Here is a 12,977-nt window from a genome sequence, read left to right on the forward strand (position 1 = left end):
ATCCCGGCCCTTCGTCATGGTCTTTTCGAGTAGTCCCAATGTCCGATCGCAGCGTTCGCCTTCAAGCTCTCAAGCAAGCTCTCAAAGAGCGCATCCTGATTCTCGATGGCGGTATGGGCACGATGATCCAGAGCTACAAGCTCGAAGAACAGGATTATCGCGGCAAACGCTTCGCAGACTGGCCGAGTGACGTCAAGGGCAACAACGACCTGTTGGTGATCACCCGTCCGGATGTGATCGGCGGCATCGAGAAAGCCTATCTGGATGCCGGCGCCGACATCCTCGAAACCAACACCTTCAACGCCACACGGATTTCCATGGCCGACTACGGCATGGAAGAACTGGCGTACGAACTAAACGTAGAAGGCGCACGCCTGGCGCGCAAGGTGGCTGACGCCAAGACCGCCGAGAACCCGGCCAAGCCACGCTTCGTCGCCGGGGTACTCGGCCCGACCAGCCGTACCTGTTCGCTGTCGCCTGACGTCAACAACCCCGGCTACCGCAACGTCACCTTCGATGAACTGGTGGAGAACTACACCGAGGCCACCAAAGGCCTGATCGAGGGCGGCGTCGACCTGATCCTGATCGAAACCATTTTCGACACCCTCAACGCCAAAGCGGCGATCTTCGCCGTGCAAGGGGTGTTCGAAGAGCTGCACATCGAACTGCCGATCATGATTTCCGGAACCATCACCGACGCTTCCGGCCGCACCCTGTCGGGCCAGACCACCGAAGCGTTCTGGAACTCCGTGGCCCACGCCAAACCGATTTCCGTGGGCCTCAACTGCGCCCTCGGCGCCAGTGAACTGCGCCCCTACCTGGAAGAGCTGTCGAACAAGGCCAGCACCCACGTTTCGGCGCACCCGAACGCGGGTCTGCCGAACGAATTCGGCGAGTACGACGAACTGCCGTCGCAAACCGCCAAGGTCATCGAAGAATTCGCCCAGAGCGGTTTCCTCAACATCGTCGGCGGTTGCTGCGGCACCACCCCGGGCCATATCGAAGCGATCGCCAAAGCCGTGGCCGGTTACGCACCGCGACAGATTCCAGACATTCCCAAGGCCTGCCGCCTGTCCGGTCTGGAGCCGTTCACCATTGATCGCAGCTCGTTGTTCGTCAACGTCGGCGAGCGCACCAACATCACCGGTTCCGCCAAGTTCGCCCGTCTGATCCGTGAAGACAACTACACCGAAGCCCTGGAGGTCGCCCTGCAGCAGGTCGAGGCCGGTGCGCAGGTGATCGACATCAACATGGACGAAGGCATGCTCGATTCGAAGAAGGCTATGGTGACCTTCCTCAATCTGATCGCCGGTGAACCAGATATCTCTCGCGTGCCGATCATGATCGACTCGTCGAAATGGGAAGTGATCGAAGCCGGCCTCAAATGCATTCAAGGCAAGGGCATCGTCAACTCGATCAGCATGAAAGAAGGCGTCGAGCAGTTCATCCATCACGCCAAGCTGTGCAAGCGCTACGGTGCCGCCGTGGTGGTGATGGCGTTCGACGAAGCCGGCCAGGCCGACACCGAAGCGCGCAAGAAAGAGATCTGCAAACGCTCCTACGACATTCTGGTCAACGAAGTCGGCTTCCCGCCGGAAGACATCATCTTCGACCCGAACATCTTCGCCGTGGCCACCGGTATCGAGGAACACAACAACTACGCCGTGGACTTCATCAACGCCTGCGCCTACATCCGCGATGAGCTGCCGTATGCCCTGAGCTCCGGCGGCGTGTCCAACGTGTCGTTCTCGTTCCGTGGCAACAACCCGGTGCGCGAGGCGATCCACTCGGTGTTCCTGCTCTACGCGATCCGCGCCGGCCTGACCATGGGCATCGTCAACGCCGGTCAGCTGGAGATCTACGACCAGATCCCGCAGGAGCTGCGCGACGCCGTTGAAGACGTGATCCTCAACCGCACGCCGGAAGGCACCGACGCCCTCCTCGCCATCGCCGACAAATACAAGGGCGACGGCAGCGTCAAGGAAGCCGAGACCGAAGAGTGGCGCAGCTGGGACGTCAACAAGCGTCTGGAGCATGCGCTGGTCAAGGGCATCACCACCCACATCGTCGAAGACACCGAAGAATCGCGCCAGTCGTTCGCCCGTCCGATCGAAGTGATCGAAGGCCCGCTGATGTCCGGCATGAACATCGTCGGCGACCTGTTCGGCGCTGGCAAAATGTTCCTGCCGCAAGTGGTGAAATCCGCCCGCGTGATGAAGCAGGCGGTGGCCCACCTGATCCCGTTCATCGAACTGGAAAAAGGCGACAAGCCCGAAGCCAAGGGCAAGATCCTCATGGCTACGGTGAAGGGAGACGTGCACGACATCGGCAAGAACATCGTCGGCGTGGTGCTGGGCTGTAACGGCTATGACATCGTCGACCTTGGCGTGATGGTGCCGGCCGAGAAGATTCTGCAGGTGGCCAAGGAAGAAAAGTGCGACATCATCGGCCTCTCCGGCCTGATCACACCGTCGCTGGACGAAATGGTTCATGTCGCCCGGGAAATGCAGCGCCAGGATTTCCACCTGCCGCTGATGATCGGTGGCGCGACCACCTCCAAGGCGCACACCGCGGTGAAAATCGAGCCGAAGTACAGCAACGATGCCGTGGTCTACGTGACCGACGCCTCCCGTGCGGTAGGTGTGGCAACGCAATTGCTGTCCAAGGAGTTGAAGGCCGGTTTCGTCGAAAAGACGCGCCTGGAATACGTCGATGTGCGTGAGCGCACCTCCAACCGCAGCGCCCGTACCGAGCGCCTGAGCTACGCCGCTGCCATTGCCAAGAAACCGCAGTTCGACTGGGCGAATTACCAGCCGGTCAAACCGGCCTTCACCGGCAGCAAGGTGCTGGACAATATCGACCTCAAGGTCCTCGCCGAGTACATCGACTGGACGCCGTTCTTCATTTCCTGGGACCTGGCCGGCAAGTTCCCGCGCATCCTCGAAGACGAAGTGGTCGGTGAAGCCGCCACCGCGCTGTACAAGGACGCCCAGGAAATGCTCGCCAAGCTGATCGACGAAAAGTTGATCAGCGCCCGCGCGGTGTTCGGCTTCTGGCCGGCCAATCAGGTGCATGACGACGACATCGAGCTGTACGGCGATGACGGCAAGCCGTTGGCCAGACTGCATCATCTGCGTCAGCAGATCATCAAGACCGACGGCAAGCCGAACTTCTCGCTGGCCGACTTTGTGGCCCCGAAAGACAGTGACGTCACCGACTACGTTGGTGGTTTCATCACCACGGCCGGCATCGGCGCCGAAGAAGTGGCCAAGGCTTATCAGGACGCCGGCGACGATTACAACTCGATCATGGTCAAGGCCCTCGCCGACCGTCTGGCCGAGGCATGTGCCGAGTGGCTGCACCAGCAGGTGCGTAAAGAGCACTGGGGTTATGCCAAGGACGAGACCCTCGACAACGAGGCGCTGATCAAAGAGCAATACAGCGGCATCCGCCCCGCTCCGGGTTATCCGGCGTGCCCGGACCACACGGAGAAGGCCGCGCTGTTTGCCCTGCTCGACCCTGAGGCGGCCGAAATGCGCGCCGGTCGCAGCGGGGTGTTCCTCACCGAACACTACGCGATGTTCCCGGCGGCAGCGGTCAGCGGCTGGTACTTCGCCCATCCGCAGGCGCAATACTTTGCGGTGGGCAAGGTCGACAAGGACCAGGTGCAGAGCTACACCTCGCGCAAAGGACAGGAACTGAGCGTAACCGAACGCTGGCTCGCACCGAACCTGGGCTACGACAACTGAGACTTGCCAGGGCATGGGCGCCTGTTGCCGCCCATGCCCTGCCGGTCACTCAGTTCACGGGCGCCATGAAGGGCCCGGCTGCGGTGAAGCCGGTCGCGCCTGCTGCGGTGGCCCGTCAACGGTTGCCAGCCTCGTGATTTCCCCACGCGACAACTCGATCAGTTTCTCGTTGCGCGCAGTGGTCAGTTCGATCTCCAGCCGATTCATCGCCGTCTGGTACTGCTCCGTGGACAGTGCATCGCCTTGCCAGTCCGGATACGTGTCCTCGACCTCAATCTGTCGTCGCGTGGCATTTTGCTCAAGGGTGGCGAAGGTTTCAGGGTTGCGTTCTACCAGGTAGCGGACCCAGTAATCGCGCAAGACCAGATTCCGCAGAAACTCGTCGGACGCTTCGGTCTCCAGTACGGTGCGACGTGCATCGAGCAGTGCCTGTCCATGAATCGGTGTGCCATACAGCATCTGTTGCGGTTGTCCGGGCAATTCCAGCCCATCCGGCCAGCCGGCGGTCATGCCGATCCGGTATTGCAGGCGAATTTCCGCTCGATCTTCACCGAGAGCGGCGCGCTCGGCCAGGCGATCGACCTGCTCCAGCCGAAACATTTGCCGCGACAGGTCCAGCAAGGCCCGGCCGCGCCGATCCGAAGACCACCGGGGCACATCGCGCAGGGCGTTGTATTTGAACACCCGGGTTTCCATCTCGCTGAAAGACAGGCTACGGCCGTCGGCACACGTCGCATGGGTCTGCGCATCGACAAACAGCTTCTCGCGCAACTCGCTGTTTTCCGCGGCGGCCCGGATCACCTCCCACACGCGAAAACTCAGATGGGCACGCGACAGTATGAAATCGCTGGTGTCGCGCAGCGTCCAGAGCAGATGAAAGAACGGTCCGTAGCCGTCTGCCTCGGCCAGTTGCCGCCACAGTGCCGCATGCTCGTCACGCAAGGTGCCAGTCGTATTGGCCAACCAGGGTTCAAGGGCATCCGGCGCGACATAAGTGGCCGGGTTGTCGATGGACTCCAGTTCCTCCACATTGGCCTGTGGGTCGACCTGCTCAAGGTCTTCTTCGCTGTCGGAATCCCATTCCAAATCCGAGTCAGACTCTGACGAGCTGTCCGGATGACGGTTAGCCGCGGCGATGCGCAGATCCAGTTCATTGCGGGAAATCCCCATGACATCGCCATCGCCGTGGGCAATGCTGTAATCGCGCAGGCGCTCCAGACTGTCGCGCGACAACTGACTGTTTTCTTCCAGGCGGGTGCCGCGCGCCAGCATCTCATGACCACCGTCGAACAGACCGGCCGGAATCATTTGCAGGTGATTGCCCCGCACATCCAAAGTGTGCAGATTCTCTGACTCAAGGGCGCCGACGGGCCAGGCATGAAGGCCGTTGTACGCCAGGTTCAGGGTTTCGAGGCGACCGAACGCACTGACATCGAAAGTATCCAGCTGATTGTTGCTCACATTCAGCGAGCGCAACCGCTCCCCTCGCAACGCTTCATACAACGTTCGCGGGTCCGTGAAACGGTTGCTATTGAGCTCCAGCCGTTCGAGCCGCGACATGCCTCGCACGGCATCCGGTATCGCCTCCAGGTCATTACCATCGAGCACCAGTGTGTCGACTGCGGGAAATGCCCTCAAAAACCCGTTCGAGCCTTGCTCAGTGATCCGTACACCGGTGAGCAAAAGGCGTGTCACCGCGGGAAACTGCACGGGCAAAGCCGGTAAGTCGCCTGTTTGCGCCTTCATGAGATCCAGCACTTGCCCATTCTCTTGGGTTGGCGCGATCAGCCCGTCCAGCCAGCAGCGGTAAATCTGTTTCGCCGCCAGGCTGCGACTTTGCGCCGACACAAACCTTCTCGACGTTTGGAACTCGCGGATATAGAGCCAGCCGTTCAACTGGACAGCCAGTGTTTCACCCGTCTGCTTCCAGTCATTGAGCCGGCCTTCGATCTGCAGATCACTGAGGCCGGCATTGCGCAGGTGCGCAATGTGCTGCAGCGCCCGTTGCGGACTCAACAGTGGATCGAGCGCCTGCAAACGCGCAGCGAACCCGACGGTATCTGCAGGCGCGGACGTGTGCCGGGGCAGCGGCAACAGGCCTTGCCTCACGCTCCAGCCGGTTTCCGACGGCGGAAACACCTCGGGCACCGATTCCTGCGCAAAGCGTTGCAACGTACCTGCAGGCAAACCTTGCGCCGTTTCAATCCGATGCAGCGCCGCCGTCAGGTCAGACGCGCTATCCGCCGTGAACGGATTACCCGTCAGATTGACTTTGATCAGCGTGTCCGGGTCCGCAAGCACCTGCTCCGGCAGACGTGCAAGCGCATTGTCACGCAGGTCGATCCAGGTCAACCCGGCCATGTTTTCTGCGTCCCTTGGCCATGCCTTGAGCCGAGTGGCCCGCAGATTCACGGTCTTGAGCCGGGTCAAGGCACCCAGGTCGAGCTGGCCCAATGGGTTATGGCTGAGGTCGAGGTCTTCGATGTTCGTCAGAGCGTTCAACTGCTGCTGTACCACCGGCGTCACAGAGAGGCTGTTGCCGGCCAGATTCAACCGGGTCAATTGCGGCAAGTCTGCGGAGGAGATCGGCACCTCGGTCAGTTCGGTGTCAGCGATTTCGAGACTTTGCGCTTCACTGAATGCCTGAACGAAACCGCGAATATGCTCGGCAGGTACATCCAGTTCACGCAAGCGCACTGTCTTCACATGGTCAAACGCTCCGGCGGGCAACACGGGCAGCGTTTTGAACCGGGGACTACCGTGCAGGCTCAGATACGCGTCCGCCGGCGGCAGCTCGAACAGTGCCTGCTTGACGGGCACACCGTACCGCTGGCTCACGCCATTGCGCCAGGTACTCTGCAGCGCTTTGAGCAAACTGGAATTCGGCACTTCGTTCCAAAGCGGCAGCAGTCTGGCCGTGCGCAATCCCGAGGACTGGATGGGCTCATGAAACGGCCGGAATATCCCGGCGTACTCGACACTCAGCGCCTGAATGGCCTCAAGGTCGAGGTTGAGCAGTCGCTCAGGGAGCGGATCGAGGTAGCCGCGTATGCCCATCAGAAATTCCAGTTCGCCCTGGACGTAACTGCGCACCATCTGCTCCACATCCATCAAGTGGCCCAGTGCCGCCTCGTGGCTTTTGACGTACTCGCAGGCACGCGTGAAGTCCTCGTAAGCGACCTTTCGCCAATTCAGCGACAACCCCGCCCATTGCTTCTCATGCCCGGTGTAAAACGCCTCAGGGATCGAGCTGATCGCCGTGTTGCTCAGATCAAATCGTTCCAGTGCGGGCAGATCCAGTGTTTCGACCGGCCACTGCGTCATGTGAGGTGCGTGGAGGGTCAGGGTTTTCAGATTCACCAACGATGCCAGACAGCGCTCCGGGAACACCGTGTCTGTGCCGTAAATCTTTATTTCCAGCGCCTCAAGGGCCGTGAGTGGTGCCAGTCGCGGGGCAAAATCGGCAGGAAGGCTCATGTGGGACGCGTAACTCAGGCTTTTGAGCGTGGTCATCCTGCTGACTGAACGTGGCAGGTTGGTCAATTCCTGAATACGTATTCGTATGAACCTGAACAGCTCGCTACGCGAGCCTATCCTGAGCTTTTCCAGGCCCTGGAATCGTGCGAGAAAGCCATCGGCATTGGCATCGGTCAGGCCGCTTCCGCTTACCGACAATTCACGGACGTGGCTGAAATCCGCCGTGAGTGTCGGCAACAGGTCTTCGCTGTCGATCTCCAGGCGCGCAGCACGCGGCTCTTGCGCGGCCAACGGTGCCGCACGCCAGCTTGTTTCAAATGCTTGTGCGGTATTCCTGCGGCGTTGTTGCGCGGTTTCCGGCATCGGTCGACCAAAGGGATCGCGCGGCACCACCTCCGGCGTCCCGATCCACGCTTCAAGCGTGGCCTTCTGCGCGGCCCATTCTTGCTCACGGCGCAACAACTCGCTGTAGATTTGCCCTTCGGACAGACCTGCCTGCGATTGCTGTCGTATAAATTCGTTGGCCTGCGAGTCGCTCAGCCCCGGATAGACATCGCGCACCTTCGCTGTGAGTGGCGGGTTGAATGCCTGGCCGCGACCACTGGCGTAATACCCGACCAGGGTCTCATTGACCCGCACGGGGGGCTTGAACAACTTCGCCTGTGGCTCCAGGGCCTGCAGGACATCTGCACGATTGCGCCCGGCCTGCTCGATGATACGGCTTTGCAAGTCAGCACCTTGACCGACATGGGGGATGCCCAGGCTACGGCGAGCGTCATCGGGCAGCGCGTGCAGGATCGACGCATAGAAATTGTCACCCTCCCTGGACAGGCTGTTGAGCGCCTCGCCCCGCTCATCGAACGCCTGAAACTGCGGGCCGTTTTTGATCAGGAATTTCCTGTGCAGGGCTGGCACGTCACCGATACTGTCGAGCAATGCACCGGTCGTACTGCCATCGCGAACTTCCAGGCGCACGTTGTCGGGCCAGCCCGGCATCCGCTGCAACATCTGCAAGGCCAGGCGTCGACTGTCGGCCGATGCCTGATTGTCGCTGCGCAGCCCCGCATAGGCCCGGGTCTGCCGCCCCTGTCGTGCATACCAGCGCGCCTCCTCCAGCATGCGCAACGGCACACGACGGGTCTGCGCGAGCCGCTCGAGATCATCCGCCGCGGCATGATGGAGCACTTCCTGAGCGGCAGACTCGCTGAGACCGGGACAGGTTCGCTGCAGCAGTGTGACCTGCCGGTCCCGGGATGGCGTGCCGGCATAAAGACTGTCGAAAATCGCCGACTGGCGGCCGCTGGCGTATTCCGCCAGCAATTCACCGAGCGCTGGCGCCCGGGCGTCGGGCGCCAGCGGGCCGCGTCCGCGCAACAGCTGACCCAGCTCAGCCTGATCGAGGCTGGCCACAATCCGGCGGTTCAGTTCTCCACCCAGGACCTGCGAACGCGTCAAGCGAATGGCCGGCCTGGCGTCGACACCGGGCACCCGCCAGCGCTCACCGTATTTGACCGACGCGCCGCTCAACTGCGGTCCTTCGAACACCTCCAGCACCCGTCCCAACGGCCAGGTGGGCAGGTCAGTCATCAATGGCAAGGCGTAGAGATATTTCTCGTTGATCGGCCTGGTTCCGCGCAGTTGCTCGATGACCTCGTCGACGCCCGCATCAGCCCTGAACAGACGCAGAGCGTCGGTCAACGCCGGCGGCGGCACCGCGTGATCGACGTGCATCTTGCGCAACGCGTTGTCACTGACGCCGCTGACGTCGGCAATCCTGATCAGCTCGGCATCGGAGAACCCGTCGGTTTCGTGCCCCAGGCGCCGTAACAGCGTCAGACGGTCCCATTCCAGGGGGCGCTCCAGCGTATGCCGCCAGGCGCCGCGGCCATTGCTGCCAAGAATCGGCTGATAGGCCGTGGTATCGCTCGGGTGGCGGATTCGCCATTTGCCCAGTGACTCATCGAGAAACTGTTCATAAACGCGGTCGCCCTGACGAATGAAGGTCTGCGTACCGACCTCATACTGCCCCGCTTCGTTCGGCATAGCGTTGGCGTCCAGCACGACACTGGACTCATAAGCGCTGAGGTCCGGCTTCCAGAGGCGGGTTTCGCCATTGGGCAAGGTTACCGGATGCAATTGCTCGATCACCGGTTCAGGCCTGGCTGCCGAGAACCTGCGCACACCGACACCCACCCCGGCCATCACCGCAATCTGCGCCAGGTTTTCAGCTACATCGAGCAAATGATCCTTGGCCGCCCTGCGGTCGCCCTCGCCCCACTCCACTGCGCCCTCAAGGGTTTCGTACAGCAACTGACCGGCCATCACCACCATCATGACCTCCCCCAGCACCGGCACGAACATCGACACCATGTTCAGACCGAGCATGCCGATTTGCAGCAGATGCGCCAGTTTGGCATCGCGCGCCCTGACATCGACATCAGCGCTGGGCACGGCGTGGCTGCGAGCATCGGCCAGCACCTTGGCGCAACTCTCGGTGTAGAGGTATTCCCAGAGGCTCTGGTTTTCCTCCCAAAGGCCTCTGCGCCGCTGTGTCCAGATCGACGGCGCAATGTAAGGGTCAGGTTCCGGTTCCAGTTTCGCCGCCGGCGGCGGCGGTAGCTCCCTGATCCGGGTGAATGCTGCGCCGGCGCCCAGATCGAGAATCGTGCGCCAGGGTGAACGCCAGTAATCGCTCGGAGAGTCGGCGGCCTTACGGGTGAACTGACTGAAATAATACCCACGCGCCTCGTAAGGCAGGAACTGACTGAGGAACCGCTGGTAATCAGTCGGTTCGGCGCTCGTGGCGTTGCCAGCGTGCCGCGCTGTGAGCAAGCGCTTGAACTCCGCCGTGGCCTGATCGCCGCGATAGCATTTGAAGGGATGCTCCGGGTCATGGGGGATATAAAAAACCCACTCATTGCTGTAGCGGTACTTTTCACAGATCGAAAACACCACACATCCGGTCAGCCTTTTGTCCATGACCGCCAGATCGCGGAACCAGACCGGTTTATGGCCGACCGACGGATTCAGCTCATCGTTGATGACCGACACAATCATGGCGTAGTGCGCCGGCTCGATATCCTCTTTCAAGAGGGCCAGCTCGGCAGCCGCGCGCATCGCGGCTTTCTGACTGGCGATGAACTGCTGACGGAACGCCGTTGCCGCCACCGCATCCGTCGGATGGAAGAAGCCGCGCAAGTACGTCTGGTATTGCTTGCCGATGTCGAGGTGACGGCACAGGCTCAGAAACTGGCTGACCGACACGTTGACGGTCACCGCATGGAAGGTGTCCGGCGAAGTGCCCACCACAACGAAACCGGAGGTTTCATGGTAGGCCCCGGGTCGGCATTCGTCGGCCTCGAAGTTGTGCAGGGCGGCGTCCAGCATCGAGAGTTTCAGAACCTCGAACGACGACAGCTCAATGGCCAAAATACCTACCTGCAGTGGACGCCGCAGGCACAACAGGGTGTTGTCGACATCCACCTGCACTTGATACTGCTCGCGCAGCGCCTTGAGCAGCAGCGGCCGGGCGAAGGCCTCGATGTCCTGAAACGAGGACAGGGTTTTATCCAGCCGGTTTTGCGCGATGAGACTGGCCGTTGAGCTGTCGTCCAGCGCCTTACGCCGGGCGGGCGAAGCGTTCCGATACCACGATGGCAGGACGGTGTGGCTGCCCTTCAGCGCCCGACGGCGTTGCGTCGAGGCGTCGGTCAGCCAGCGGGGTATCGATTTTTCAAGAAAGTCGGCGTGCAGGCTACGGGTGGCGAGCGGTTTCACCGGAACGGACGGCGCAGGCCCGCTCAAGCCTGGAGGCGAAGAATTACTGATCATGTTCACTCCTTTTAATGGAGTGAAAAGAAGACCATCTCAGTGGCGAGCACTTGCGGTACATAGGTATCGCTTGCACAGAAATTGGTAACCGACTGTGTAAACTGCCGGACCGCGTCAGGTTGTCTATGCTCTACAGGTCAATGTGCGCGACGAGGGATATATGGACGATCCAATCGACAACAAACCACCGACCTTCTGGCAGATGCTGCACAGCGTCATGGCTGCGGCGTTCGGGGTGCAGAGCGGGAAAAACCGGGCCAGGGATTTCACCCATGGCAAACCCAGTCATTTCGTGATCCTGGGCATTCTGTTCACGGCCGTGTTCGCGCTGACCTTGTTCGCCATCGTCAAACTGGTGCTGCACTTCGCCGGTCTCTGAGCGGCTTCAGTGCATCAGGGTTTGCAGAGTGAACGGGTAGCGATAGGAAGACGGTCGGCCCTTGGCCGAGAGTTTGCGGAAGCTCACGCCATAGTTCGGCGTGTTGCCCATCGCCAGCATTTGCCGGGCGTGGTGCTTGTCGATCAGCTGCAACAGAGGGATTTGCCGGTCACGCCCACCGTACTGATTCAGATCGACGCCCTGCTGATAATCATGCAACTCGACCAGTGCCCACCCGCCCAGCGTGAAATGCCCACCGACCAGCGCGCTCAGGCGCCCGTCGATCACGGCCTGCAAGGCTGCGGGTGATGTGTTGACGGCGCTGAACAGCGCGTCTTTGCCCGGCGTCTTCCCGGTTTCGGCAAACGCGCGCATCGCACCGAAGGCCATTTCATCGTTTGCCGACCACACCAGCGACACCTTCGGATAACGACTGAACAATTGCCGGGCCTGTTCGTAGGCCCGCTGCTGCATCCAGCCGCTGTAGACCATCTGCCGCAAGCGCACTTGCGGGTGTTCGGCCAGTGCGCGCTGCATGCCGTGTTCGCGCAGTTGCGCCGACGGCGTGATTTTCAGACCGGAGAACGCCAGCAGCTCGATCTCTTCATTGGCCGCGACCGGCGGATGCAGGCGAATCAACTCCTTCATCATCAGGTAACCGCCCTCCTCGTCGTTCGGCACCAGGCTACCGATTCGATCGGGTCGCTCCCCCACCAGCGCTTGCTGGTTGGGCGTCAGCGCGGCGTTAACCATGAACAGCTTCACCCCGCTGTTTTCCGCCAGACGCAGAATCTGCGGGGCAACGTATTGCTCGTTGACGAACATCAGGTAGTCGGGGCGATTCGGCCCTTGCAGCGCCAGCCGGGCCTGGGCGATGGTCAATTCGGGTTGACGCTGGGCATAGAGAATCTGCAGCTCGATGCCCAGATCCCGGGCGGCCGCCTGCATGAATTGCGAATAGCTGAGCCAGAAGGCTTCCTGTGTCGAGCCCGGATTAAGTAACAGCACCGATTCCGCTCTGGCAGCGGTCGCGAACAGCGCCCCTAACAGCAGCAGGCTGAGGTGGAAAATTTTCAACATGAACATCCGGGCCCAGGGAAAAATGGCCGCGCATTATAGCCACCGATCAACCGGCTATTGGCACGTAATCCCGCCTTTTGTCCGACAATCGTCGAAAACGGGCCCGGATGGGTCGTTTATTGATGACTGACCCAGAATACCGCCGTTCCCACCACCAGAATGATCAGGAACAGAATGGCCCACGCATCAACGCTGCTGTCGCTTTTCCTTGCCTTGGTCGGATTGCTCATTGCATCGCCTCTTGTCGGTTTTATCGGTGATTGCAGAAAGACTCGACCACAGTTAAGACGAGGATTGCCCGCACGACAAATGTGGGTTAGTTGACACCCGTTCTCGTTAGGCGATTTGGTTCTTTACATATACTCAAACATCACTTTTGCGCATAACTGCAAACGGGTATATTGCCCCGGCTCCGTTAGGGAGTGCGCGGCCGTGCGCGCGTAATTGCCGAGGCACCATCG

General features: G+C 60.9%; 4 protein-coding genes. 2 read left to right on the forward strand and 2 right to left on the reverse strand.

Features of this window, described 5'->3' with window-relative positions; genetic code table 11:
* The first annotated feature begins 38 nt into the window (after positions 1–38).
* A complete protein-coding gene (metH, locus tag K5Y35_RS23050) occupies positions 39–3,749 on the forward strand; it encodes a methionine synthase (protein ID WP_222833046.1) in 3,711 nt (1,236 codons plus the stop codon).
* A gap of 54 nt (positions 3,750–3,803) precedes the next feature.
* On the opposite strand, the gene K5Y35_RS23055 is transcribed toward metH, so the two are convergent.
* Positions 3,804–11,057: an NEL-type E3 ubiquitin ligase domain-containing protein gene (locus K5Y35_RS23055; protein ID WP_222833047.1), complete on the reverse strand. Its 7,254-nt coding sequence runs from the start codon at positions 11,055–11,057 to the stop codon at positions 3,804–3,806.
* A gap of 160 nt (positions 11,058–11,217) precedes the next feature.
* Here K5Y35_RS23055 and K5Y35_RS23060 point away from each other — a divergent pair, with 160 nt between their 5' ends.
* A complete protein-coding gene (locus K5Y35_RS23060; protein ID WP_123468196.1) occupies positions 11,218–11,436 on the forward strand; it encodes a DUF2970 domain-containing protein in 219 nt (72 codons plus the stop codon).
* A 6-nt stretch (positions 11,437–11,442) separates the two neighbouring features.
* On the opposite strand, the gene K5Y35_RS23065 is transcribed toward K5Y35_RS23060, so the two are convergent.
* Positions 11,443–12,516 (reverse strand): ABC transporter substrate-binding protein, encoded by a 1,074-nt coding sequence (locus K5Y35_RS23065; RefSeq protein ID WP_222833048.1) that lies wholly within the window; start codon positions 12,514–12,516, stop codon positions 11,443–11,445.
* Positions 12,517–12,977: the final 461 nt, after the last annotated feature.

The organism is Pseudomonas sp. SC3(2021), assembly GCF_019856535.1.
GTDB classification, from domain to species: domain Bacteria; phylum Pseudomonadota; class Gammaproteobacteria; order Pseudomonadales; family Pseudomonadaceae; genus Aquipseudomonas; species Aquipseudomonas monsensis.

What these genes read in the sequence shown, in the direction of transcription:
- K5Y35_RS23065 (WP_222833048.1), bottom strand. Translation starts at nt 12,516, where the DNA reads ATGTTGAAAATTTTCCACCTCAGCCTGCTGCTGTTAGGGGCGCTGTTC.
- K5Y35_RS23060 (WP_123468196.1), top strand. Translation starts at nt 11,218, where the DNA reads ATGGACGATCCAATCGACAACAAACCACCGACCTTCTGGCAGATGCTG.
- metH (WP_222833046.1), top strand. Translation starts at nt 39, where the DNA reads ATGTCCGATCGCAGCGTTCGCCTTCAAGCTCTCAAGCAAGCTCTCAAA.
- K5Y35_RS23055 (WP_222833047.1), bottom strand. Translation starts at nt 11,057, where the DNA reads ATGATCAGTAATTCTTCGCCTCCAGGCTTGAGCGGGCCTGCGCCGTCC.